This is a genomic window from Veillonella sp. S13053-19, from assembly GCF_002959835.1.
In the GTDB taxonomy this organism is placed as follows: Bacteria; Bacillota; Negativicutes; order Veillonellales; family Veillonellaceae; genus Veillonella; species Veillonella rogosae.
Genome location: NZ_PPDA01000004.1, coordinates 78,140 through 105,123, shown reverse-complemented (window position 1 = coordinate 105,123; position 26,984 = coordinate 78,140). Strand labels below are relative to the sequence as shown.

The window sequence follows — 26,984 nt, the reverse complement described above, 5'->3', positions numbered from 1 at the left end:
TCATATCTTGTATATCAGTAAAGCTTATGGTTGTGCAGTAAAACTTATGGTTGTGTAAGTTTACCATAGATATGATTAGATTAAGCTTGATGTACAGCACCTACAATATCAGAGATACTGTTTAAGTTATATTGTTCTACATATTCACTCATTTCACGGGCAATACGTGAAATCGCTGTTGGATCTACCATCGTAGCAACTCCAACTTGAACGGCTTGAGCACCAGCCATCATAAATTCGATAGCATCAGTACCAGTCATAATTCCACCAAGCCCCATAATAGGAATATTAACCCCTTTATAAACTTGGTGCACCATACGAAGTGCTACCGGTTTAACAGCTGGACCAGATAAACCACCATAAATATTACCCAATACAGGTTGTCGACGGTGAATATCTATGGCCATACCGAGAATGGTATTAATGAGACTTACCCCATCACCACCACCGGCTTCTACAGCCTTTGCAATTTCCACAATATCTGTTACATTTGGTGAAAGTTTTACAATAACAGGTTTATCGGTAACTTTGCGAACTGCTTTAGTTACTTGTTCAACTACCTTTGGGTCTACACCAAAGGCCATACCTTCACACTCTACATTTGGACAAGATACGTTGACTTCTAAACCTGCAATACCATCTACAGATAAAGTCTCAGCCATCCACGCAAATTCTTCAATGGTGCCTGCAGACATATTAGCAAGTAATGGTACATCGTATTTCTTTAAATCTGGCAAAATATCTGTAACAAAATATTCTGCCCCAGGATTTTCAAGGCCGATACAATTCAAAACACCAGATGGTGTTTCTGCAATGCGAGTACCGCGGTTACCATGACGACCTTTTGGAGTCAAACCTTTTACAGAGATAGCCCCTACTTCATTGCTTAGATCAAGGTAGCCTGCATATTCAGGGCCATTACCAAAGGTACCAGACGCAGCGATAATAGGATTTTTCATCTTAATACCGCAATAATCGATAGCTAACTTTAGATTTGGCGTAACGGTGTTATTTAAATCGCGTTCACTCATTAAAAGAACACCTCCTCAGCCGGGAATACAGGACCATCTTTACAAACTTTATAGCGTTTACCTTCTGCACCATCACAACCACAGCCTAAACAACCACCTGTACCACAACCCATGCGCTCTTCAAGAGAAACTTGGCATGGTACATTGAGGTCTTTAGCCACTTGAGCTACGCCTTTCATCATCGGCGTCGGACCACAAGTCATAACAGATGTGAAAGCATTAGCATTAATCAGATCCGGCATGATAGCCGTAGGAAAACCTTTTGTACCTACGCTACCATCATCAGTGGTGATATGTACTTTAACAGGCGTATCGTTAAATAAGTCTGCCCAGAAGGTTTCGCTTTCATTTCTAAAGCCGAGAATAACTTGTGCTTCCGCCCCTTCTTTCAAATGGGAAGATATGCATAACATTGGTGCAATACCTACGCCACCACCGACGAGAAGCATATTCTTAGATGTAATAAATGGTTCACCCAAAGGACCTAAACAATCTAGAGTATCGCCTGGAACAAGGTGAGTCATAATCTCAGTCCCTTTACCTACGACCCGATACAAAAGGGTAATCGTCCCCTTTTGTGCATCAAAGCCTGCATAGCTGATAGGTCGGCGCAATAATGGTGCCGTAGAGTCCGCTACGCGAACATTACAAAACTGTCCTACCTTTGCTTCTGCTGCTTGTTTTGGTGCGTGGATATCCATTACCCACACATCAGAGCCTATTTGCTCATTGCGAACGACTTCGCCCTGTTCTACATAGCCACTCATGGTTATTACTCCAATTCAGAATCCTGTAACGCTTCTACAGTATAATTTGCATTATTTTTACGATTTGCTACAACCCGTAATACTTCGCGTGCTGTATCGAGACTTGTTAAGCAAGGTAGTACTAACGTGCCTTTTATCGTAAGACTACGCCATCCTTCATGACTACTTCGCCATTAACGACTGTAAGTTTTGCTTTACCTGTAACAGTCATGCCATCGAACGGGCTTACCTTACCTTTTGTATAGAATTTATTCCGATCTACAGTCCATTCTTCAGTTGTAGAGAATACTGTAATATCCGCTGGTTTGCCAACTTCAAGAACACCTGCATCGAGACGCATCAATTCAGCTGGACGAGTACTCATATTGTACACAACTTGATCAATGCTAAGTTTATCTGGACCGTAGGCATTTGTAATAACTGCTGCCAAAGATGTTTCGAGACCGCTGAAGCCATTTGGTGCACAGCAGAACTCATGGTCTTTTTCTTCAAATGCATGAGGTGCATGGTCTGTGATAATGGCATCAATTGTGCCATCTTTCAAACCTTCTAACAAAGCTTGACGATGATCTTCGGAGCGAATTGGAGGAGCCATTTTGAAAGCTGGGTTATATTCACGTAAATATTCGTCAGTGAAGGATAAATGTTGGCTTGTAACTTCACAAGTTACATTAAGGCCTTTAGCCTTCGCACGACGAACCATATCTACCGTATTTTTACTACTTACGTGAGCGATATGGATATGACCACCTGTCATTTCAGACAATAAGATATCACGTGCTACAGCCAAATCTTCAGCTACAGCAGGACGACCAGAAACACCTAGCTCATAGGATACAATGCCTTCGTGCATATGACCATTTTTAGTCAATGTAATATCTTCCGCATGGTCGATAACCATTTTATTGAACATGGAGGAGTATTCTAAAGCGCGACGCATGAAAGCCGCATTTTCTACATAGTGACCATCGTCGGAGAATGCAACTACACCAGCTTCCGCCATATCGCCCATTTCAGCAAGTTCCTTACCTTCAAGGCCTTTGGATACAGCACCGATGAATTCTACTTTAACTACACCAGTAAGCTCTGCTTGTCTTTGCAAACCTCTTACTAGCATCGCATTATCTACTACAGGATTAGTATTAGCCATAGTTACAACGCGTGTGAAACCACCTGCTGCTGCTGCTTGTGTACCAGAGTGGAAGTCTTCTTTCGCTTCTTGGCCTGGTTCACGTAAATGTGTATGAATATCGATAAGGCCAGGTGCTACGATAAGACCTGTTGCATCATATACTTCAGCACCGTCTGCACTTAAATTTTGACCGATGGCTACAATTTTACCATCTTTTACGAGAACGTCTGCTACTTCGTTTTGTTTTTTCGCCGGATTTACTACCGTACCATTTTTAATAAGCAAGCTCACTACCGTCACCTCCGATAATAGTTAAGTACAATACAGCCATACGTACAGCTACGCCATTGCGTACTTGTTCTTGAATTACTGATTGATCAGAATATGCTACATCTGGCGCAATTTCAAGACCGCGGTTCATCGGACCTGGATGCATTACCATTACATCGTCTTTAGCTAATTTCAATACTTCGTTATTGATGCCAAAGATTCGTGCATATTCTCTATTTGTAGGATATAGTGCAGAGTGAATACGTTCTAATTGAATGCGAAGTACGTTTACTACATCTGCATTAGCAACTGCTTCACGAATATCATGGTGTACAGTAACACCTAGTTTTTCAAGTTCTGGATATACCATTGTACGAGGACCAGCTAGATGTACATCAGCACCCATTTTAGTAAGGCCGTAGATGTTAGATCTTGCTACACGACTGTGCATGATATCCCCGATAATTACTACTTTTAAGCCTTCAAGAGATTCTTTTTTCTCTAAAATAGAGTACATATCTAGCAAAGCTTGAGTTGGATGCTCATGAGCGCCATCACCTGCGTTGATGATGATAGGATCAACTGCTTTAGTAGCATATAAAGGTGCACCTTCTGCGCTGTGGCGCATTACGATAGCATCTGTGCCCATGTAGGACATTGTTAACAATGTATCGCGGAAGCTTTCACCTTTACCCATGGAAGATCCACTTGGAGAAAGATTGATAACGTCAGCCCCTAAATATTTGCCGGCTAACTCAAAGGAACTACGGGTACGAGTACTTGGCTCCATAAAGAGGTTAATAATAGATTTCCCCTTTAAAAGTGGAACCTTCTTGTCATCAGAAAGTACGATGTTCTTCATTTTCTTTGCCACATCTAAAATCAATTTGATTTCTTCAGGTGACACATTTTGCAAACCTAATAAATGTTTGCCTTTTAGGCTAACTTGTCCCATGATTTCCTCCTAACTCACGTAACAAAAAAGACCTTTTGCCCAGGGCAAAAGGTCAAATAGTTTGCACAAAGAAGCCCTTATGGGCGCTTCAACTATATTCCTTTTTCAGCCTCTCTGGACTAAATTAAAAGGTATTGTATTATGCAATGGTCTCTCGTACCATATACGCATTTTCTTTTTTTATTGTACTGAATCTACCTGTGAAAGTCAATGTAAAACACAAAATTCATAATGATTTTAAAAAGAGGACAAGCACATAAAATGGCTTGTCCTCTCTATATTTAAACAGCTTTTAACCCCTCACAATAGACTAATTTAACTTAAAAATTTTATCAATGAAAGTTAACAGTATTAGCCTAAAGGATAAATTCTTGGAGGATTTTGTTCTTCGTTTTGCTGTTCATTTTGTGGTGCCAATGGAGCTACCGGCGCAGTTGGCATCGGATTCACTTGCACATATTGCTGATCTTGTGGCACTTGCGGTTGTCGTTGATCACGACGACGCGTATTTTGAGATGCCGTCGGTCTTGGCTTAGTTAATTCATCGATAGATACTGCATTTGGAATTGTTACATTCGGTGTATCTTCATGAATATCGTCAAGCTCGTTAAAGGATGGACCAGTCTTAGCAGCTTGAGCCGCTTTACGTTCCGCTTCAATTTGTTGTCGAGCAAGCTCTGCTCGACGACGAGCATTTTCTTGTTGTTCTTTAACGCGTTGAATCGCTTCAGCACGCTCTTTAGCTTTACGTTCGATTTCAGCTTGTGCCAACGCTTGTTGACGAGCCGCTTCGGCCTTGCGCTCCGCTTCAAGATGTGCTTGGTATCGTTCCTCAGCAATACGGCGAGCCTCTACGGCTTGACGTTCTGCTTCAGCTCGTTCTGCCGCAAGTCGTTCTTGCTCTGCCTTACGAGCCTCTTCAGCCAAGCGAGCTTGTTCAGCTTTACGGGCTGCTTCAATTCTCGCCTCTTCTGCTTTACGCGCTTCTTCAGCACGTTTTGCTTCTGCAGCTTTACGAGCTTCCTCGGAGCGTCTAGCTTCTAATGCTTCTTGTTCTGCTTTACGTTGTGCTTCTAAACGAGCTTTTGCTTCTGCTGCTAAACGCTCTTCTTCGGCTCTCTTAGCTTCTAAGGCCGCCTTTTCTGCCGCTCGTTGTGCTTCAAATCGAGCCTTAGCCTCAGCTGCCTTACGTGCTTCCTCGGCTTTACGAGCTGCCTCTACACGAGCGGCTTCAATTCTACGCTCTTCTTCAAGACGTCTTTCTTCGGCTGCTATGCGAGCTGCTTCCGCTTTTCGTGCTGCCTCTACACGTTCTGCTTCCGCCTTGCGTGCCGCTTCGATACGGGCCAACTCAGCTTTACGCACTTCTTCTGCCTTGCGAGCTTCCTCAGCTTGGCGTTCAAGCTCAGCCTTTCTAGCTGCTTCTATGCGTTTTGCCTCTTCTGCTTGTCGCATTTCTTCGGCTTTCTTAGCCTCTAAAGCTGCTTTTTCTTTTGCCGCTTGCGCCTCTTGAGCCGCTTTTAATTCAGCTGCCTTGCGATCAGCTTCGGCTTTTTCTGCCATTTTACGCTCAATTTCAGCATGTTTGGCTTCTGCAGCCTTGCGTGCCATTTCTGCTTTTTCAGCAGCTAATTTAGCTTCTTCTGCTTTTTTACGAGCTAATGTTTCCTCTGCTTCTTTTGATTTTTTAAGTTGAGCTTCTTTCTTAGCTTCAGCAGCTGCTTTATCACTTAACTTTTTAGTTTCTTCATGAGCGATATTCTCTGCCTGCTTACTAGGTGTCAAAGTGGATTTTGTAGTATCTACAGTACCTTTATTGCTATCTTTACCACCTATAGGTCCAACCGGAATTTGCGTAGTCCCTTGAGTTGGATGACCTAAACTATCTTTTACATCCTTAGGAACATTAACAGCAATAGTTTGATGTTTTTGTGGATTTGCAAGAGATTCAGGGATTAACAAGAACCGTATCGGCAAGTTAGATGCCCCTGCAGGCATAAAGTTTAATGTTAATAAATCACCTGCGTTATAGTTACCCATGATGCGACTATCTAAAATAGTTCCATCCCCAAGTGCAGAGATACCATCAGCACCGCCAATATGATAGGTTCGTGTATCTGTTTGACCGCGACGAGCACCTTGTTGGTGTAATGCTTTCACCGTAAAGGAACCAGAATAGGGACCACCAAGAGGGTTAAAATACAATCTAAATGGTTCATTACCCTTTGTAGGAATTTTTAGTGTATAAGATACACCATAGTTACCACGATCGCGAACAAATGCTTTATTTTGTATTTCGTCTACACCGTTGATAAACATATCTTCACGGTCATTACCGATTTCTACAAAAGCACCACCTAATGCCGTATCAAATGGTGTAGTAACCTCCATATTACGCTTAGACCCAGTATAGGTACCACGCAACTGAATTTCATCAATAGGCAAATTTTTCGCCCAATGAGATGCATCTACAGCGTCAATACCCATAGGTAGCATCATAACGCGAGCAAATACAGGCGCTTCCGTTTTAATATCTACAATCCCTGTAAATAATGCGTCTTGATATACAGGCGTTTGCTCTAAATCGCTAAAAATCAGTTTACGACCTTGAGGCGGAATACTTAGTGAATATAATGGTCTAGCATTAGGGCTTTCATTAAGAGGCTGTTCTAAATCTTTACGCGACAAATCACGACCAGCCGCAAAATAGTCAGGTGTAGCTACAGACTTTAACTGTCGCATTACATGGACTGTATTAGGATATGCCGTTTGATTTTCGAGGACAATAGCAATTTTATGAGGCTGATCCATTTCATTTACATGATAAAAATAGATACGGCCATTGCCATTAATTGTGCCTGCACTAAGCGTACCTCCTACAGGCCCTACGTATTCAGGGCTATCTGATAGTAGTAATGTATCCGTTTGAGCTACCAATGTGGGTGGTAACGGAGAGAACTGAAAATATCCAATTGATTGTAAATCTATATCACGAGCCTCTACATGGCCTGTAAGAGCAGCCATGGCGGCCATAGCCGCAGCTACACAATATCTTGATTTATAAGAAAACATATATTATTACCTCTATATTTCTTCAAGCCCCATCGGGTCATATGTAAGTGCTAATGCTTCAATCTTTTTAAGACGATGGCCAATGCCCGATTTAGACAGTTCACCATCCATTAACTCTTCTAGCTCTTTTAAACTCGCTTCGGGATTTTCCCACCGAAGTCTTGCAACGACTCGCAATTTTTCAGGTAATTCTTCAATACCGATTTCTCTATCAATAATACGGATAGCTTTTACCTGACGTACCGCTGCATCTACAACCTTTTGTAAATTTGCAGTTTCACAGTTTACTTGTCTATTGATCTGATTTCGTACAGTCTTCATAATCCGTACGTTTTCAAATTCCATGAGAGCAGATTGAGCACCCATGATTTGTAAGCAGTTCGTCACTGCATCGCCTTCTTTAAGGTATACTACATACTCCTCCTTGCGCTCCGTCAATCCAGCATGTATGTGAAAGAGTCGTAACACATGGATAATCTCTCGTGCAAAACTTTCATTGCCCGTCATAAACTCCAGGTGATAATCACTTTGCGGTTTATTAACGGATCCTCCCCCTAGGAATGCACCCCGTAAAAAAGCACGTCGAGACTCCATAGACTTGAGCCAACTGCGTGGAATCTGTTCAGTTACAGGCCATAGTGCAAGGTCTTCTAAAGCTTGACGCCCCTCCATAGATGGCTCTACAGATAAGGTATACATATTTTTCTTACGTAAGTTTAAGCCTTGTCGTACTAATACATTAGTAGGTAATTCGTATTGTTTCTTTAAAATGCCTAGCAAACGACGAGCTACCGCATTATTAGCCGTAGCCAATCGAATTCCTACGGCACCGTTCATACCTAAAATGATGGATCCACCCATGCGCAATAAGCAGGACGCTTCAATTTTCATGGCCACATCTGCATCACTAGAGGATTCATATTGGCATAATTCATTTTTTACATCTTCTGCAAATGACATGGGTATCCTTTCTTATTAATGATCGTCTCGTTGGAGATAATATTCTAGGATATGTGGTTCTGTGTTAGATTGCATAGCACGAACGATATCCATAATAACTTTGCCTAACCGTTCTGGATCATGAACTGCTGGCTTTTTAGAACTAATCAAGGTAGCACGAATTGTACGAATACCTTTAGCTTGTAATTTTTTCGTATCTAATGCTACAGGTTCAGAGCCTACCGCACTATATTGCTCAACCATTTGAATTGGCAATGGACCGTCATTAGCTAAGACGGTATCTACAATACCTTCCCCACCATGAGCAATTAAAGCCTCTACATGGTCATTTAATGTATAACCCGTGGTTTCACCTGGCTGCGTCATAACATTAGCAATATAGATTTTATTGGCCTTACTTGCTCTTACATGAGAGGCAATCTTATCGGTCAACAGATTTGGAATAATACTAGTATATAAACTACCAGGACCAAAGATGATTACATCTGCTTCATCGATGGCGCGCAAAGCAGCACCTTCCGGCTTTGGTTGTGCGGGATTGCTGTAAATACGTTGAATGCGCTTTCCAGAATTCGGAATATTGCTTTCACCTTCTACGATAGTACCATCAGTCATCTCCGCTACTAACTTAATGAACTCAGTAGACGACGGAATTACACGACCTCGTACACGCAACAATTTACTAGCCGCTTCAAGCGCTTCCTCCACATCGCCATCATATACTTGAGCGAGTGCTGTGATAAATAAATTGCCAAAACTATGGCCAGATAGCTCATTTTCCCCTTCAAAGCGATAACGGAACAGGTTTTCCATAACCCCTTCTTGTTCAGCTAATGCAATCAAGCAGTTTCTCAAATCGCCAGGAGCAATCATTTTAAAATCTTCACGCAAGCGACCAGAAGAACCGCCATCATCAGCTACAGTTACAATAGCTGACAAATTTGACGTATGAGACTTCAAGCCACGTAATAAATTTGATAGCCCTGTACCACCGCCGATAACAACGATCTTAGGACCTTTATCAAGGCGAATATTTTGGAAAATAATATCCGACACCTTACTATCCGGATTTGGTAATACAGCACGAATAATCGTTTTAATAACCTTACTCGTACCGATGAGCATCAGTATAGCACCGATGGATAATAGTACAAATCCTACAGCAATGAGAACATTATAATTATAAAAGCCCGTTAAATCATAAGAAAAGGCTAGTACAATATCTTCAAGCACGGCTAACCATTGATAGTTGAACATCAATGAAATACCAATAATTAATAGACCTACACCAACACTAAACAGAGCAAGCCAACGTTTTATATTTAGGCCCGGACTTAGCCACCGGAACCATCCTTTTCGCAACATAAAAACCCCTATCTAGTTACCAAGTGTTTTAATTTCATGAGGATTAAAATCTTCTTCTACATTATTTTTCATCATATCTCGATGTTCAACGGATACGCGGTAGCCCTTTTCAAGCAAGTGAGAGTATAATGATTCTGCCATAGCAACAGATCGATGCATACCACCAGTACAGCCTACAGCTACGATAAATTGAGATTTGCCTTCTTGTTCATAATTTGGCACAAGAAAATCTACCGTATCAAAGAAGCGTTTTTTAAACTCATCTGTTACTTCAAAGGAATGAATATATTCATTAACGGCCTTCACGCGACCTGTTTTATGTCGGAATTCAGGAATATAAAACGGATTTGGTAAGAAGCGTACATCCCACACCATATCCGCATCGAGAGGAATACCATATTTAAAACCAAAGCTAACTACCGTAATAGCCATGCCATGACCTTCATCCACTTGAGTAAAGCGAGTTTTTAAATACTCTTTAAGACTAGCTGTTTTCATATTTGTAGTATCAATGATAAAGTCTGCTTTATGGCGTACAGAATTAAGAATTTGACGCTCTTTTTTGAGACCAGTCGTAATCAACCCATCTGGAGCCAATGGATGGCTCCGACGACTTTCTTTATAGCGACGAATTAATGTTTCATCAGTAGCATCCATGAATACGATTTCAAAATCTACCTTCATATCCTTTAATCTATCAAGAGATGAAGAGAGTGCTTCAAAGAACTCACCACCACGAATATCTACAACTAAAGCTACCCGATTTGTACGCTCCCCACCTTGACGGCAAATTTCACTCAATTTTGGAATCAGCACAGGTGGAATATTGTCGATACATAAATACCCCATATCCTCTAAGGCCTGTAATACTTGAGTTTTACCAGCACCAGACATGCCAGTAACGATTAATAAACGAAAGGCTTCCATAGTTTTACTCCATTATAAAAGATTCTCTTCAATCCAGCGGGCCACACCATCTTCATTATGGTGACCGCAAATTGCATGAGCTACAGATTTCACATGAACTGTAGCATTTTCAACAGCTACTGAATAACCGGTTTCACTGAGCATTGAAATATCATTCTCTGCATTGCCAAAGGATATAATATTCTCTAAATCGATGTGATTATCAAAAGCTAACTGTGCCAAAGCACGCCCTTTAGATACATTCGGAGCAATGATTTCTAAAAAGTCACGTTGACTGCGAACTAATGTAACTACATCCCCCAACAAAGGCGTTAAGGTATCAATAATTCTATCAATACCATCTACAGTATCGATAGCAATTAATTTATTAGGTTCGGATATTAAGTTATATAATTCATCCCCTAAAAACTCCGCTTTAGCACCTGTTTGGGTTTCATAGAGATCGGACTGCCATGTTTTATGGTGGCATAATAAGTGATCATCCACATAGGATTGAATATGCCAATTGTATTGTTTAGCTAAATCAAAAATACGACGTACAGCCTGAATAGAAACAGTCTGCTCAAAAAGCTTATGCCCCGTCTCTAACTCTTGAATAAGGCCACCTGAAAACAAAATCATCGGTACATTACCAAGCTGTAAAGCCAAGCCAATAGGCTTAGCCGTCTGGTACATGCGCCCCGTAGCTATAGTGATGGCAATCCCCTTTTTATACAGCCTTTGTAATACGTCTACAGTATAGTCAGATACAGTATTATTGCTGCGTACCAAGGTTTCATCACAATCGATAGCCACCATTTTAATATGAGAAAAAGAAGGGTTCATATTTGCCTCCTTTATAGGAAAATCTAATACTCTTTATTATACCATTTATAGCACTTATATACATAGAAATAACCTAGTTTCACGTCAATAAACTTGATATTTATCTATTATTTAACCTTACTAATAAATAAACCCAAAATTATTTTACGTACATCATGAATATTAAAACGTTAAACTTAAATGACACAATAAAAAGTCTTATATATCAATTTCACATAGATCTATATATTTTACGCACAAAAAAGAGACTCCCGAAGGAGTCTCTTTTGTATTGATAACTATCAAATTAGAATTTGTAGTTAAGGTCTGCACGGTAGAAGTCAGCTTTGTCGTTGCCAGCTTGATCTTTCCAGTCGAAGCCGTAGTATGCGGACAAGCCTACGTTGTTTTGTAATGCGTAGTCAACAGTTGCCATCCAACCTTTAGCATCTGTAGTGTAGATGTGGTTCCAAGTAGTATCTACGATTGGAGCATTAGCTTTTTGGTTGAAGTATTGAGCTTTTACATCCCAAGTACCTTGTTTTTTCATGTTGTAGTTGCCATAACCAACGCCTGCAGTCCAAGCTTGAGATTTGTCAAGGTTGGAAGCTTTCAACCATTCACCACCTACCCAAACTTTGTCGAAGTTAGCGTCAGCGTTGAAGCCGTAGATGTTTTTAACACCAGAGTCTTGGTTTACGCGATCGTAGAAACCACCAACCATAGTGTGTTTACCTACTTTACCGTTAAGGTTAACAAGTACGTTAGTTACGTTTTGATCTTTAGTTAAGCCAGCTGCTTCGCCGGATACCAAGTAACCGTAAGCTACTTGAGCGTTAACTTTGTCGTTACCAGCGTTGAATTGAACACCGTCGAATGTGCCATCGAATGCAAGACCGCCACCAGCTACTTGGCCGAAACGACCAGCTTTCAAGGATACGCGTTCGCCGAATTTATGGTTAACATAAGCGCGGTCAACGGATACGCCTACTTTACCACCAGTACGGGAATCACCTAATTCGAAGTTATCAGAAGCTACACGAACTACTGCATCTGTACGATCGTTAACTTTTGCGTTGAATTGCAAACGTGCACGAGCGTCGAATTTGGATTTAGCATGTTCAGCATCACGGTAACGAAGACGAGCATCACCAGTAACTTTTACGTTACCAACGCGGTCTTCCAAGCGAGCTACACGAACGCCCAAGTTGTTCAATTCGTTGGAGAATTCATCAGCCAAACGGTTGATCATAGCTTGTTGTTCAGCGTTAGCGCGGTCTTGGTTAGCCATAGCTTTAGCTACCATTTGAGCCATTTCGTAACGAGTGATGTTGTTTTGGCCTTTGAAAGTGCCATCTGGGTAACCGTTAACGATACCAGCGTTAGCCAATTGGGAAACTGCTTGGTATGCCCAAGAATCTGGAGTTACGTCGGAGAATGGGTTAGCTGCGAATGCAGTAGTTACACCCAAAACTGCTGTTGCTGCGAAGATTGCTGCGAATTGTTTTTTCATAGTTGAATTCCTTCTTTCTGAAAAAAAATAGAAATATAAAATGTTACAAGTTATAACATTCACATTCTACTCCGTTCTTCAGATTAAGAATTTTTGGGAGTGTCCACGTTTCCTCGCCATATTCTACATCGAAGTTCTTCGTTTCATGTGTTTGTTATCTCTTGTACGGTGATATTAGCATAACCAAATTTTCGTGTAAACCCTTTTTTCTCAATTTCATTCTCATTATAAAAATTTTATAATTTAAAACGCCTTCAAATTTAGATAATATCTAGTTTTATGAGGCATAATTTTTTTCAATAAATTTATTAAATTTATCTGTTTTTAGTCTAAATGAGATTATTTATCACTGTTATTATTAAGTAATACTAATCAATTAATATATCATTAATAACTCATTAAAGGTTTTATGCAAAACGGTTCATAAATACCTCATACAATATATTGTGCCAACAATACTGTGAACTACTAATTTATTCGATAATCTAACTCTACTTATATATGTATTTATTTTACTATATATATACTATTATATACAAAAGATAATAAATAGATTTTTTATACACAAAAAAAGACTTCCGAAGAAGTCTCTTTTTGTTTGTGAGGGAATTAGAATTTGTAGTTTAATTCTGCACGGTAGAAATCGGAAAGATCTTTACCGCTTTGGTCTTTAGAGTTGAAACCATAACCAGCAGATAAGCCTACGTTATCTTGTACTGCGTAGTCTACGCTAGCCATGTAACCTTTGTAACCATTAGATGTATTTGTTAAGTCATATGCTTGATCCCAAGTGGAGCTTACGATTGGAGCGTTAGCTTTTTGGTTGAAGTATTGACCTTTTACATCCCATGTACCTTTTTTAGCGATGTCGTAGTTGCCATAACCAACACCGGCTGTCCAAGCTTGGGAGTCATTTACGTTGGATGCTTTCAACCATTCACCACCAACCCATACTTTATCTTTACGGAAGTCCGCATTGAAGCCGTATACATTTTGGCTATCAGAAGCTACTGTAGAACCGTTGTGATTCAAGTTGCCGCTTGATAATTTGGAGTAGAAGCCACCAACTGTAGATTCTTGACCAACTTTACCTTTAAGGCCTACATAAGCTACAGAAGGGTTATCAGATTTGGAGTTGCCTGCAGCAGCGCCGTCTACCATGTAACCGTAAGCACCTTGTACTTGAACTTTATCATTGCCTACATTCAATTGAGCACCGTCAAATGTATCATCGTACATTAAACCGCTACCAATTGTTTGTTGGAAACGACCACCTTTTGCGGATACATGATTACCAAATTTGTGATCTACATAAGCACGATCGATTTTTGCATCAGCACCTTTGGTAGAATCACCGAATTCGTAATTACCTTTTACACGAACAACTGCTTCAGTTTTGTCATTCACTTTAGCGTTGAACTGAACACGTGCACGGCCATCTGTTAAGGATTTGCTATTAGCTTTATAAACGCCTTTATCTTCAGAGCCTTGGTAACGGATACGAGCATCACCAGTTACTTTTACATTACCAACGCGGTTTTCCAAGCGAGATACGCGAACACCTAAGTTGTTCAACTCGTTAGAGAACTCATCAGCTAAGCGATTGATCATTGCTTGTTGTTCTGCATTAGCGCGGTCTTGATTAGCCATTGCTTTAGCTACCATTTGTGCCATTTCGTAACGAGTGATGTTGTTTTGGCCTTTAAAAGTACCATCTGGGTAACCATTAACGATACCGGATTGTGCTAATTGGGATACTGCTTGGTATGCCCAGCTATCTGGAGTTACATCGGAGAATGGGTTTGCAGCGAATGCTGTTGTTACACCTAATACAGCTGTTGCTGCTAAAATTGTAGCAAATTGTTTTTTCATAATGAATTCCTTCTTTCTTTTCATATAAGAATATATATTCGCAGAAGATATTCACTACATATGTAGTATCACTATGAAAAATCTATTAGGAGTGTCCACGTTTCCTCAACTAATTATCTATCTTAGATCAACCACTTTGTAGTGTCGTCCTTCTGTGATGTGAATATACCACCACCCAAAAAGTTTGTAAAGTATTTTATGCAACTAAATTTGATGAAATTTTATTCATGAATAAAAATAATCTCCTAAACATAGATTTTTACTGCATTTCTTAAAATTAAATTTTACACAATTTCATTTCTCAGACTTATTTTTTCTGCTTTTTTCATCCAATCAACACTAATCATTAATTAATACTTCTAATCTATCTTAATAGAATTAAACATTTTCATTTATAAATGTACGGTTCAATGCTTTCATTTAATATATTTTCTTCTTTTAAATCATTAATCTTCTTTATATAACACTATATACTAATGCATACTACTAGAAACCTTTTACAAGGTTGTAAGACCATCGTAATTTTAACAAAAAAGCCTATCTACAATGTCATTTGATATATACCTCCTTTGCTGTTGTCCAGTAAAGGGGGTACATATCAATTACATCAATAGATAGGCTTTTACCATTATTAAATTGCGTAGGATACAAATCCTAAAATATGATCTACAGGTACAGGACCGATAAAACGACTATCGCTAGAGTGATTTCGATTATCTCCCATCACAAAAACATGACCATCTGGAACGATTACAGGCGTAGAACGAGTAAAGTTCATTTTAGGATCTTTAGTATATGGCTCTTGTAATTGTTCCCCATTACGCCATACGTGACCATCTTTAAACTCTAATACATCACCAGGGCGACCAATAACGCGTTTTACCCATACATCATTAGTTTGAGCAGCTTTATTAAAAACAGATGCATAATTCATCAATGGCTCTTTCACATCATCTACCCAAGTACGAGCACGATTGACACGGCTATCGATGATAACAATTTGACCATAATCTGGCATTTCATTCATGATATGGTGCCATTTTGTAACGATTAAATATTGACCATTGTGCAATGTATCATCCATAGATTCACCAGATACACGTGTTGGTTGAATCAAGAAGATATGAATTACCATAGCAATAATCAACGCTAACACGATGGCATAAATCCAATCTAGAATTTCTTTTATTATTGTATTACCTAATTTATTACTCATATTATCCCCTTAATGACCACCTTTTGTAAATCTCCCACCAAAGACATCATGCACATCTTGAATGGTAATAAACGCAGCTGGATCGACTTCATAAACGGTATCCTTTAATCTTGTAATCTCAAGACGTGTTACTACAGAGTATAATATATGCTTCGGTTGTTTTAAATAACCACCTTCACCATACATAATTGTAACACCTCGGTTAAGATTAGCATTTAATGCATCTGCAATATCTTTAGAGTTATCTGCATCAGTAATAATCATAACACCTTTAGATTCTTCAAGACCTGTAATGGTTACATCGATCATCTTATAGGCAATGAAATAAGCAATTAAAGAATACATTGCACTATTCCAGCTATAAACAAAGCCGGCCGCCCCAAGAATGATTAAGTTCATAGCCATTACGATTTCACCTACCGAGAAAGTAGACTTCTTATCCCAAATAATAGCTACGATTTCAGAGCCATCTAAAGAGCCACCATTACGAATAATAAAGCCCACACCAATACCTAAGATTATACCACCAAAAATAGAACCTAAAAATGGATCTGTCGTAATAGGTGTAAAATCATGAGCAAAGTTAGAGAATATAGCCATCCAGACAATGGAAAACAATGTAGATAAGGTAAACCCTTTGCCGATTGCTCTATATCCTAAATACAAGAATGGTAAATTGATAAGTACTACGAAAATACTAAAGGATATACCAGATAGTTCCGCAGCCATCAACGAAATACCAACTACACCACCGTCGATGATGCTATTGGGTACTAAAAATAAATCTAAGCCCACTGTATAGATAAAGGCCCCTAAAATCATCATTACACAACGCATAATAAGGTTTGACCAGTTACGCGTTGAAGTCTCACTTGTCATGTACTTCTCCTTTTCCGTATAACTGCTCCATAGCATGTAATCGTTTTTCTTCTAACTCACTAGAGCTTATCGTCTCTTCTTTTACTTCGGCTTTACTTTGAGCCAACTGCTTTGTATAGCGTAAGCCAATTACGAGAGCCGTTAAATCATCTACAGGTTCAGGTGGAAACTGCATAGATGTAGGAAGAAATTTGCGCCATCCTGTAGGCGGATTATATTTCCAATATAATTTACGCGCCTCTTCTGTACTATGAGATTCATCGATTAAGCTTGTAGTGATTTTATGATTACGTCCAATTTGTTGAAGAGATGGATATAAATGTTTATGATTCGTACCATTCCCACATACAATATGAACGATTCCATAATATTCTGTTAATAAACGTTCAATATCATCATTGAAGGTCTTCGTAGAAATAATGTTGCGACATACCATAGATCCATCAGGTGTTACAATAGCAACACCTGTTTTTTCATTACCTGGGTCTACTGCTAAAATATATGTATTTTCAGTCATTTAACTATCCTCGTTGTAAATACAGTAGTTATATTTTAACATAAAAAGAAGGTCTTATGTAAAAATTTACATAAGACCTTCTCTACTATAATGTATGAAACCAACATACTTATATTAATTCGTTTTCATTTTTACCCTATCATTTAAAACAGGCATTTGAGTAATACGCAATTTAAGATGTACAGGACCAGAAGAATACGTATCGCCATCTACATAAGCCTCTACATGAACCTTACCATGCATTGTGCTAACACGCCTAATTGCAGTAAACAAATCATCGCCTGGTATGGTCCCAATATCCCCTGATAAGGAATCAGGAATAATACCTTTGGCTTTTGCTTTTTCATTTACTTGTTTCAAGAATTGAAGCATAGAGGATTGAGCATTGCTACCACCATCCATAACAGTAGAGTGAATAACTTCATTATTCTTATAGATAAACTGTTGTGGATACACCTGGATAAGCGCTACTGCAGGTTCACCAGAAATAATATTTCCTGCCGCTACAACTTGAACAACCATTGGTGTCTTAGAGTCGATTAACTTTTGAGTAGCTACCTCAATATTTTGACGATCAACATAGACTACAGCTTGACCTTGATCTTCTATACCAAGACGGCGCAAGACCAACTGATTAGTATCATCAATAATATGCTTGATAGTCGCATTGCTATCTTCAGCACTCAATCCAGGACGAACAACAGCTTGGGCTAATAATTGATCTACTTGGAACAATATTGTCCCTTCCCGCAGATGAATAATGCCATTTTGCAATTGTTCTTGTGTATTTTGTAGCTCTTTTATATGGGCTTCCATCTTAGCTCGAGTAGCCTCAAGATTAGCTAACTTTTTAGATACCTCTGCATAAGATGATTGTAACGATGCTAGTTCTGCTTCAGTAGCATCTTTAGCAGCTTGAGCACTAGCTAATTCAGCTTTTGTAGCTTCTACTTCGCGACGAATTTGTTCTATCTCGGCCATTCGCTCCTCAAGCTCTTGCTTATTTTGTTCAAGCAAGGCTTTACCACGAATGAGCTCTTGTGTCTTTGCAGCAACCTCTTCATTAAGATGTTTCATATCCGCTCTCAATTGGTCCATACCAAACAATGCAGTTCGGACACTTTGAGAGGTAAAGGATAAAACACCTACTGTAGCAGCAGCAACTAGTAGACCCGTTACAATAGTAACAATAATCGATGTATGCTTAGGTCGTAATCCAAAGAGGGACATGCGACGCTTACCAACTTTGGTGCCTAACTTATCTCCCATGTAGGCTATTAGACCACCCATAAGGGCAATAATTATTAAGATTTTAACACCTACTACCATCGAGTCCCTCCTTTCATAAGATTACAATAGTCAAATCAATTATAAAAATAAATTCTCTATTTCTAGTTTATCTTTTCTACCTGATTACTTCGACACTCGCCAATTTAAATATAAACCTGCTATAACACCTAATGTATCAGGTATTAATGCAGCAAATACAGTCGGTAATGCACCACCTTTACCTAAAGCACCGGCAAATGTCATTACACCATAGTAGATAAAGATGATTAAAATACTAATACCAAAGCCGATAGATGAGCTAGAACGTTGCTTTTGAAGTCCTAATGGAGCACCAACAAGAGCAAATACAAAGCTAGCAAGTGGAATTGTAAAACGTTGGTACATTTCCATTTCCAGCTTATTAGCATTTGTATAAGCGGCCTTATACGCTTTAATTTGATGACGTAATTCCTTAATTGTTAATTCTTCTGGTTTACGTTGATCTTGTTGAATATCCTTTGGTGCAGACTTAATTGGCAAGGACTGCTCCTTGAACTTCATTGTACGTTCTACACCATCACCAGCGGAAATATCATAAATGATACCATTTTGCATCACCCAATATTGACCATTCCAGATGGCAGTGTCAGCATTTTCAACTTGTTGAAGTTTGCCACCTTCTCCAAACTGTTGAACTGTAATCATAGACAACTGTTTAGTTTCAGCATTATAGCTCTTAGCATACATCAATGTACCTAAATCATTACCATTCATTGTTTTTAAAACAATATGATTTTGTGTTTGAGGAGACGCATTTTTCATAATCTGCTCGCGCACAATCGTTTGATACATATTATTTGTACGAGGCACGACAAACTCATTAAAGGCTACGGCTCCAATAGAAATGATGAGGGCAATGATATATACCGGCATCGCTAGACGCAAAAAACTAAGTCCACCGGCCCGCATAACTACAATCTCACTAGTACTACTCAAGCGACTAAAGGTCATAAGAGAAGCCAATAGTACTGACATAGGGAATGTTAAGATAACAATACTTGGTAACGCCAAGACAAAGGCTTTCATAACAAGCAATAATGGTGCCCCGTATTCAGTAATATATTGAGCAATTCTAAATAATGTGCCTGTACCAATAAAAATACTAGTAAAAGCAAACACCCCAAATAGGAATGGGCCTACAAAGGCTTTTAAAATATATTTATCTAATAATCTCATAGTCCCTCCTATAATTTAAAGTTATCCCCTAAATAATGTTCGCGAGCGATTGGGTCGTTTGCGATTTCATCAGGAGTACCCTCTAGGAGGATTTTGCCACTACTCAAAATATAAGCTTTGTCTACAATGCCCAAAGTTTCACGCACATTGTGGTCTGTAATTAAGATACCTATACCTCGATTCTTTACATGTAAGATAATTTGTTGAATGTCGGCTACCGCAATTGGATCGACACCAGCAAATGGTTCGTCTAAAAGGATGAAGTTAGGCTCTAAGGCAAGACAACGAGCAATTTCTACACGGCGTCGTTCACCACCAGATAATTGCATCCCCATGCGATCACGAACATGACCGATATGGAATTCTTCAATTAACGACTCCACAATTGCTTCAATTTCATCAGATTTCTTTGATGTTGTTTGTAACATTGCACGAATATTATCCTCAACGGTCATAGAGCGAAAAATTGAAGCTTCTTGTGGTAGGTATCCAATACCTTCAGCAGCTCGTTTATACATTGGAATATTAGTAATATCCTTACCATCAACGGTAATAATACCAGAACTAGGTCGTTCAATACCTACAATCATGTAGAATGATGTAGTTTTCCCCGCCCCATTAGGACCGAGGAGCCCTACGACTTGCCCCTTATCAACGCGTAGACTCACCCCATCTACCACATTGCGACCACTAAAGGTTTTGACTAAGTTTTTGGTTTCTATATACATATGCTATCCTTATTTATTCGGAACAATGACGAGTGTACTACGGCCACCTAATGTTTCAGCAGAATCATCAGCTAGACGAATTCTAAGCTCTGGCGCATTTAACACATTCCCATTTTGAACGGCATGAGCAGAACCAGATAAGAGTACAACACCATCATTTTGGTTAGGTGTTTGTGTGTATGTAGCTCGATCTGCAGAACCAGATACATTTTTTTCAGGATTATTGAAAGTTACATTACCTTGTGCTACTGCACGAATCTCCTTCATCCAACCTTCTACTTGATTACCTGTCAATGTTGTACCTTCAGCAATCAATCGAGCATTACCACTAACGAGACCATATTCGGAATCAGTACTATATTCCACTCTGTCACCAAAAATTTGACGATCACCACGTTGCAAATGAACACCACCACTAGCAGTAAATTTATTATTGTTGTAACTGTGAACTGATTGGGCAGACATAGCCATATCAGAACCAATCAAAGATACACCACCTTCAAGACTTGCTTCTTGAGTTTTTGTGTTGTACCAACCATTGGCACCAGTCATAGTTTTATCCGTTTGAGTAATAACAACATTACCGGTTGCATCAGCACGACCTGTATTGCCATCATAAGACAATGTATCAGCGCTAATAGTCAATGGATCATTTGCAGCCCAAGCTGTAACAGATGCTGTCATGAGCACAGCCAAAATAGCCATACCAATCTGTTTTTTCTTATTCATCATATTTCCCCTCAATTACTTCTTCGTTAATTTTGCGTTGCCAATGGCTTTAATAATTTTCAAAGACATATTCCCTTCAAGCTTATCGCCTGTAAGAGTTACATCCTTACTGTTATAAGTAAAAGCCGACTTAGATGTCAATGTTTTCGTTTTGTTATCAAAGTGAAGGGCTTCTGTTTTAAATTCTGCACCTTCCGTATTGGTAGCTGTAACACCTTGGTCGATATCAAGAGAATTGCGATCACCCGTCAATACAGCATGAGGAGCTGTAATAGTAGTAGTCACATCATCTTGATAGAAAAGACCCTTCAAGTTAGTCAAAACGATGGCCTTTGTCCGTGGGTCATATTCAATCTTTTCAGCTGATAAGGCCCACACTAATTTGCCATCTTTTTCCTCTTGTAGGTCAGCGCCTTGGAAATTAACGAGTTGACCACTTGGATTTTGAGTGGTAGTAACCTCATTAGAGTCTTTCATAATGTATACGATAAGACCAATTAAAGCCAGCACTATAGCGGCCACAATGGCAATTAATTTTTTATTGTTTTTCATGTGCCCTCTCCCGTGCAGCTATCTTCTTATCATAATCAATAATTTGATCCATCTTAGTCATCCAGCGATGTTGGAACCAAAGCCATTCATCTGGATGCTGGCGGATGAAGTCTTCCGTAACGCGTACACATTCCTCAGTTAGGCGATACATATCTGCATCTTCATCACCAGTTTCAATATAATGCAATGCTGGTAAAATGTGAACAATATGCCCACCTTCAGGCTTGCGAGATGCAAAAATCGGAACTACAGGCGAACCAAATTTTTTCGCAAATGTAGCCGGCCCAATAACCGCTGAGGAGTCTTGACCTAAAAACGGAACCGGTAAACCATGTATATATCCATCTTGGTCAGCTAAGAATCCAAGCAGTTTTTTCTTCTTTAAGGCCTTTGCAGCGGAAACGATTTCGTTGCCACCACTAGCAAATACATCAAGTCCTACCATCTCACGATACTCATTCATAAGACGTGTAAATTGAGCATTTGGTTGTTTCTTAACAATTGTAGTAGATGGGTATCCATGAGCCGCCATAGCAGCGCCCATCCATTCCCAATTCCCTACATGTCCAGTAAGAACAATAACACCCTTATCTTCTGCGATGGCTTCTTCTAAATATTCGACACCACGCATTTCAATATGTTTATCGATAAAGGATTTTGTAAGGTTTGGCATGTACAATACTTCCATAACACTACGGCCAAGGTTTTTGAACAACTTATCAATGAGTTGTTCTGCCTCTTGATCATTCATGTTCATGCCAATTTTGATATTTTTAATACCTCTAAGTTTTTGCTTCTTCGCTATTAGCCCATATACAGGACCTAAACTAGCGCCTATGAGCAAAATGAGCTTGTACGGCAGTCGGCAAGCAAGCCAGCTAATGCCTTTAACTAAATGGTATTGCCATTCGTTATTCATTCTGCCCACCTCCTTTATTGTCCATGAGCATGGGCCTCTCGTGCATAGTCTGCTACGACAGTTTCCCATAACCCTTGATTTTTCAAGATATACTCTACAGCTTCTCTTACGGCACCTTGACCGCCATTAACAGTAGAAATAAATTTTGCTAATTGTTTTACCTCTGGTACCGCATTATTTGGCGCCATTGGTAAACCAACTATTTGAAGAACCCCCAAATCGTTGAGGTCATCTCCCATGTATGCAATCGTCTTTAAGTCGATTTGATGTTCTGTACAGAGAGTTCTTAATGCTTCTGTTTTATTAGCATGGCCCATAAGGAGTGCATCAAAGTGAAGCTCCTTAGCACGACGCTCAACCATAGGAGAAATACGAGCTGTAATAATTGCAAGTTTAATCCCTGATTTACGAGCCGCTGTTAAGCCTAAGCCATCTTTTACAGAAAAAGATTTCAGCTCTTCTCCACTCGATGTATAAACGAGAGATCCATCAGATAAAACGCCATCCACATCGAGAACAATCCATTGAATATTCATTATACAATGCCTCTACGCAATAAATCCGTAATATGAACAATGCCAAGACATACATTATTGCCATCTACAACAGGTAGTACAGTAATTGGACGTGGTTGATTTTTCTCCATCAAGTGAAGAGCTTCAGCAGCCAGTTTGTCCTTAGTAATTGTGCGAGGCATAGCAGTCATCATATCCTCTACAGGCCATTCTAAGAAATTACTGCCAGAATCAAGACCGCGGCGGACATCACCATCAGTAACAAGACCTAATAAGTGACCTTCTTCATCGATTACATTAGTAGCGCCCAATCCTTTTTCTGTCATTACAAAGAGTGCATCTCGAACAGTAGCACCTTTAAATACAGTAGGATTATCTTCACCACCGTGCATGATATTTTCCACAGTCAGCAACAGCTTGCGACCTAAAGAACCACCTGGATGGAATACAGCAAAGTTTTCCGGTGTAAAATGATGACGCTCTAATAAGCATACAGCTAATGCATCGCCTAGTGCCAACGCAACTGTAGTACTTGTAGTAGGCGCTAATCCTAGTGGACAGGCTTCACGTTCTACTTCAGCCAACAATACGATGTCGGAATTCTTAGCTAATGTAGACTCCGGTTTCCCTACAACACAGATTAATTTTGCACCTATGCGACGCAAGGAAGGCAAAATACTAATGATTTCACCAGTTTCACCGCTATTAGAAAAGGCTAATACTACGTCATCTTCTGTAATCATACCAAGATCACCATGTACGCCTTCACCAGGATGCATGAATAATGCTGGAGTCCCTGTACTTGCCAAGGTAGCCGCAATTTTACGGCCAATATGACCAGATTTACCCATTCCCGTACATACTACACGACCCTTACAAGCCAAAATCATATTTACAGCATTTACAAAGTTGTGATCCAAACGAGAACTTAATTCTTCTATAGCACGAGCTTCCTCATGAAGCACTTGTGCAGCTTGTTCTAAAATAGTCACAAATACCGCCCCTAACCTTTTACGATTTTATCAATAGCTACTAAATCGCGAAGCACAGCTTCGAATTGATCTAAATACAACATGTTTGGACCATCGGATAATGCTTCCTCTGGATTGTCATGCACTTCAAAGAACAAGCCATCTACGCCACTAGCTACAGCTGCGCGAGCCAAGTTAGGTACAAATTCTCGATTACCGCTAGATTTAGTACCTGCACCACCTGGTAATTGAACACTATGAGTAGCATCAAAAATTACAGGATAGTCGAAAGAGCGCATGATTGGGAAGGATCTCATATCTACCACGAGGTTGTTATAGCCAAAGCTAAAACCACGTTCTGTAAGCATAAGATTTTCATTACCTGTTTCTTTCATTTTATTAAGAACATTTTCCATGTCCTTAGGTGCCATAAATTGGCCTTTTTTAACATTTACGCATTTACCAGTTTTAGCGGCACCGTAGACAAGGTCTGTTTGGCGGCATAAGAAAGCTGGAATTTGAAGAATATCTAATACTTCAGCAGCAGGCTCTATTTGCTCAATAGAGTGAATATCACTTACAACTGGTACGTTGAGTTCCTTCTTAATAGAAGCGAGCATTTTTAAACCTTCTTCTAGACCTGGGCCACGGAAGGAGCCAAAGCTAGAACGATTAGCTTTATCGAAAGATGCTTTAAAGATGTATGGAACACCTAAACGCTGACAGATTTCTTTTGCACGTTTACCAATGGCTAATGTGCGATCATAGTCCTCGATAACACATGGTCCAGCAAGAACGAATAAGCCTTTGCCACCGCCTACTGTAATATCTTTAATTTGAACTGTTTTCATTTATTTCTCCTCTTGCTCGTAAATTGCATTTACACGAGCTAAGTCTTCCGGTGTGTCTACACCGATAAATCGTTTATCTGTAAGAATAACACGAATAGTATAGCCATTTTCAAGAGCGCGTAATTGCTCTAACGATTCTGTTTGCTCCGCAGCAGTTGGCTCCATCTTAGCGTAATTTAATAAGAAGTCTCTACGATACGCATAGATACCAATATGTTTTAATGGAGTTCGCACAAAATCATGGCGAGGATAGGGAATTAAAGATCTTGAAAAATACATCGCATCATTGCAATTATTTAAAATAACCTTTACCGCTGACGGTTCATCGTATTCCTCCTCTAATAAAGGAGTGGCTACGGTAGCCATTTGTAAGTTTGGATCCTCTTCAAATAGATGTGCCAAGTCATCAATAAGGTTTGGCTCAATCATAGGCTCATCACCTTGGACATTGATAACTACATCTAAGTCAGTATAATGACTAGCAACCTCTGCTAATCGATCAGTCCCTGTCGGATGATTAGGGTCTGTCATCATAACAGTTCCCCCAAATTGTTGAACTGCAGAATAAACGCGGTCATCATCAGTAGCAACAATAGTACATGCCGTTTTTGTTGCTTGAGACACCCTATCGTAAACACGTTCAATCATCGGCTTTCCTGCAATATCAGCTAATGGTTTACCAGGTAATCTAGTAGAACCATAACGGGCAGGAATGACACATCCAAACTTCACAATAAAACCCCATTTCTGTTATTCGTGTATCTTATTATTATACACTAAATCTCTAAATTTTCTATGAATTCTTGTTTTCCAGAAATAAACTCAATCCCTATGGATAGCACTAGAATCGGTATTTTCAAGTCTTCGATTGCATGCAATTGACTCAACTTCACCGCATCCTTTTCTGTAATGCAAATTGCATCAGCTTGATGAGCAAACGCTTCTTTCCAAATGTCTACTACATCATCATTAGTGAAGTCGTGGTGATCACCAAACGGCAAAGTATGAACCACATTATATCCCACATCAGTCAAAGTTTGCGTAAAGGAGTGTGGATTACCTATACCACTAACTGCCATAATACGCTGATCCTTATAGGAGTCTACAGGAGCACCAGCAGTACCATTAGCCCACTCATCCAAGGTATACATAAATTGAGGCTTATGTGTAGTTTCATAGACAGGTATATTGGGAACCAGCTGAGATAAGCGCTTACGAATACCCGACACAATACCTGGTGCCACTTGATCTACCTTCGTAAGGACAATGATATGAGCCCGTTGTAAACCACTGAGTGGTTCACGCAATAAACCACGTGGTAATACATGGTCATAGCCAAACGGATTAGACGCATCGATAAGCACGATATCAATATCTCTAGCTAATGCGCGATGTTGAAATCCATCATCCATTACAAGGCAATCAGCTCCGAGTTCATTAATAGCAATCTCTGCTGATTTTGATCGTTCACGACCGATAATAACATTAGATTTTTGCAAAACCTTTGCAAGTAGCCAAGCTTCATCACCACTAATACTTGGTTCTACAAGCATTGTGCCGTCTTTAGAAATAATGATATTCTTCTTGTTATCTTCTGCTCGATAACCACGACTAAGCACCGTAGGATGAAGGCCCTTTTGGGTGAGTACATCACAGATAAATCGTACCATCGGTGTTTTACCAGTACCACCAGCCGTAATATTACCAACACTGATAACAGGTACTGTAACTTTTGTAACGCCTTTGCCTTCATCAAATTTAGCATTGCGCATGGATACAGCCTTCTCATAACCTTTACTTAAAAAGCCTAAGCTAGAACGAGCTATATCACCTAATATGGATTGATTTTCACCACTAACTATGGATTTGAATAATGCTTCCCCACTCATAGGTGACCCCTCCGATTATCTAATATGATAGAGTAATGAAACGAA

Annotated in this window: 25 protein-coding genes; all 25 read right to left on the bottom strand. The window is 39.6% G+C overall.

Translation table 11 applies throughout. The features are described from left to right. Window positions 1-80: 80 nt before the first annotated feature. Window positions 81-1,031 carry a dihydroorotate dehydrogenase gene (locus VEHSUH06_RS01640; protein WP_105097525.1) on the bottom strand — a complete coding sequence of 317 codons (951 nt, stop codon included), beginning with the start codon at window positions 1,029-1,031 and terminating at the stop codon, window positions 81-83. After that, window positions 1,031-1,798 carry a dihydroorotate dehydrogenase electron transfer subunit gene (locus VEHSUH06_RS01635; RefSeq protein WP_105097524.1) on the bottom strand — a complete coding sequence of 256 codons (768 nt, stop codon included), beginning with the start codon at window positions 1,796-1,798 and terminating at the stop codon, window positions 1,031-1,033. The genes VEHSUH06_RS01640 and VEHSUH06_RS01635 overlap by 1 nt, the downstream gene beginning before the upstream one ends. 133 nt (window positions 1,799-1,931) lie before the next feature. Further along, on the bottom strand, window positions 1,932-3,221 hold the full coding sequence (locus tag VEHSUH06_RS01630; protein WP_105097523.1) for a dihydroorotase: 1,290 nt from the start codon (window positions 3,219-3,221) through the stop codon (window positions 1,932-1,934). Continuing rightward, window positions 3,205-4,155 carry an aspartate carbamoyltransferase catalytic subunit gene (locus tag VEHSUH06_RS01625; RefSeq protein WP_105081312.1) on the bottom strand — a complete coding sequence of 317 codons (951 nt, stop codon included), beginning with the start codon at window positions 4,153-4,155 and terminating at the stop codon, window positions 3,205-3,207. The genes VEHSUH06_RS01630 and VEHSUH06_RS01625 overlap by 17 nt, the downstream gene beginning before the upstream one ends. 351 nt (window positions 4,156-4,506) lie before the next feature. Further along, the gene (locus VEHSUH06_RS01620; protein WP_105097522.1) at window positions 4,507-7,227 is read right to left on the bottom strand and encodes an ATPase; all 2,721 of its coding nucleotides are present in this window, start codon (window positions 7,225-7,227) and stop codon (window positions 4,507-4,509) included. Window positions 7,228-7,239: 12 nt separating this feature from the next. Next, complete coding sequence (gene whiA / locus VEHSUH06_RS01615; RefSeq protein WP_105097521.1) at window positions 7,240-8,187, bottom strand: DNA-binding protein WhiA; 948 nt, start codon at window positions 8,185-8,187, stop codon at window positions 7,240-7,242. Window positions 8,188-8,202: 15 nt separating this feature from the next. Next, window positions 8,203-9,552 carry a gluconeogenesis factor YvcK family protein gene (gene yvcK, locus VEHSUH06_RS01610; protein ID WP_105097520.1) on the bottom strand — a complete coding sequence of 450 codons (1,350 nt, stop codon included), beginning with the start codon at window positions 9,550-9,552 and terminating at the stop codon, window positions 8,203-8,205. Between the two features lie 12 nt (window positions 9,553-9,564). Beyond that, entirely contained in the window at window positions 9,565-10,479 is a 915-nt protein-coding gene (gene rapZ / locus VEHSUH06_RS01605; RefSeq protein ID WP_009352646.1) for an RNase adapter RapZ, read from the bottom strand. 12 nt (window positions 10,480-10,491) lie between these two features. Continuing rightward, a complete protein-coding gene (locus tag VEHSUH06_RS01600; RefSeq protein ID WP_105097519.1) occupies window positions 10,492-11,304 on the bottom strand; it encodes a Cof-type HAD-IIB family hydrolase in 813 nt (270 codons plus the stop codon). A 286-nt stretch (window positions 11,305-11,590) separates the two neighbouring features. After that, entirely contained in the window at window positions 11,591-12,796 is a 1,206-nt protein-coding gene (locus tag VEHSUH06_RS01595) for a putative porin (protein ID WP_105097518.1), read from the bottom strand. Window positions 12,797-13,405: 609 nt separating this feature from the next. After that, entirely contained in the window at window positions 13,406-14,668 is a 1,263-nt protein-coding gene (locus tag VEHSUH06_RS01590) for an S-layer homology domain-containing protein (protein WP_105097517.1), read from the bottom strand. A gap of 631 nt (window positions 14,669-15,299) precedes the next feature. After that, window positions 15,300-15,884: a signal peptidase I gene (gene lepB / locus VEHSUH06_RS01585; protein WP_009352727.1), complete on the bottom strand. Its 585-nt coding sequence runs from the start codon at window positions 15,882-15,884 to the stop codon at window positions 15,300-15,302. A gap of 9 nt (window positions 15,885-15,893) precedes the next feature. Further along, window positions 15,894-16,763 carry a YitT family protein gene (locus VEHSUH06_RS01580; protein ID WP_105097516.1) on the bottom strand — a complete coding sequence of 290 codons (870 nt, stop codon included), beginning with the start codon at window positions 16,761-16,763 and terminating at the stop codon, window positions 15,894-15,896. Beyond that, complete coding sequence (locus tag VEHSUH06_RS01575; RefSeq protein WP_105097515.1) at window positions 16,753-17,280, bottom strand: hypothetical protein; 528 nt, start codon at window positions 17,278-17,280, stop codon at window positions 16,753-16,755. The genes VEHSUH06_RS01580 and VEHSUH06_RS01575 overlap by 11 nt, the downstream gene beginning before the upstream one ends. 114 nt (window positions 17,281-17,394) lie before the next feature. After that, window positions 17,395-18,609, bottom strand: coding sequence for a DUF3084 domain-containing protein (locus VEHSUH06_RS01570; RefSeq protein WP_105097514.1), 1,215 nt, complete (start codon window positions 18,607-18,609; stop codon window positions 17,395-17,397). An 84-nt stretch (window positions 18,610-18,693) separates the two neighbouring features. Then, window positions 18,694-19,785, bottom strand: coding sequence for an LptF/LptG family permease (locus VEHSUH06_RS01565; RefSeq protein WP_105097513.1), 1,092 nt, complete (start codon window positions 19,783-19,785; stop codon window positions 18,694-18,696). Between the two features lie 8 nt (window positions 19,786-19,793). Next, a complete protein-coding gene (gene lptB / locus VEHSUH06_RS01560) occupies window positions 19,794-20,513 on the bottom strand; it encodes an LPS export ABC transporter ATP-binding protein (RefSeq protein WP_105097512.1) in 720 nt (239 codons plus the stop codon). A gap of 9 nt (window positions 20,514-20,522) precedes the next feature. Further along, complete coding sequence (locus VEHSUH06_RS01555; protein ID WP_105097511.1) at window positions 20,523-21,245, bottom strand: LptA/OstA family protein; 723 nt, start codon at window positions 21,243-21,245, stop codon at window positions 20,523-20,525. Between the two features lie 12 nt (window positions 21,246-21,257). Then, a complete protein-coding gene (lptC, locus tag VEHSUH06_RS01550; protein ID WP_009352718.1) occupies window positions 21,258-21,794 on the bottom strand; it encodes an LPS export ABC transporter periplasmic protein LptC in 537 nt (178 codons plus the stop codon). Further along, window positions 21,781-22,713, bottom strand: coding sequence for a lysophospholipid acyltransferase family protein (locus VEHSUH06_RS01545; protein WP_105097510.1), 933 nt, complete (start codon window positions 22,711-22,713; stop codon window positions 21,781-21,783). The genes lptC and VEHSUH06_RS01545 overlap by 14 nt, the downstream gene beginning before the upstream one ends. Window positions 22,714-22,727: 14 nt before the next feature. After that, the gene (locus tag VEHSUH06_RS01540) at window positions 22,728-23,249 is read right to left on the bottom strand and encodes an HAD family hydrolase (RefSeq protein WP_105097509.1); all 522 of its coding nucleotides are present in this window, start codon (window positions 23,247-23,249) and stop codon (window positions 22,728-22,730) included. Next, complete coding sequence (locus tag VEHSUH06_RS01535) at window positions 23,249-24,220, bottom strand: SIS domain-containing protein (RefSeq protein WP_105097508.1); 972 nt, start codon at window positions 24,218-24,220, stop codon at window positions 23,249-23,251. The genes VEHSUH06_RS01540 and VEHSUH06_RS01535 overlap by 1 nt, the downstream gene beginning before the upstream one ends. A gap of 11 nt (window positions 24,221-24,231) precedes the next feature. Further along, window positions 24,232-25,050, bottom strand: coding sequence for a 3-deoxy-8-phosphooctulonate synthase (gene kdsA / locus VEHSUH06_RS01530; protein WP_105081432.1), 819 nt, complete (start codon window positions 25,048-25,050; stop codon window positions 24,232-24,234). After that, on the bottom strand, window positions 25,051-25,782 hold the full coding sequence (kdsB, locus tag VEHSUH06_RS01525; protein WP_105097507.1) for a 3-deoxy-manno-octulosonate cytidylyltransferase: 732 nt from the start codon (window positions 25,780-25,782) through the stop codon (window positions 25,051-25,053). Window positions 25,783-25,826: 44 nt separating this feature from the next. Then, a complete protein-coding gene (gene lpxK / locus VEHSUH06_RS01520) occupies window positions 25,827-26,939 on the bottom strand; it encodes a tetraacyldisaccharide 4'-kinase (RefSeq protein ID WP_105097506.1) in 1,113 nt (370 codons plus the stop codon). Window positions 26,940-26,984: the final 45 nt, after the last annotated feature.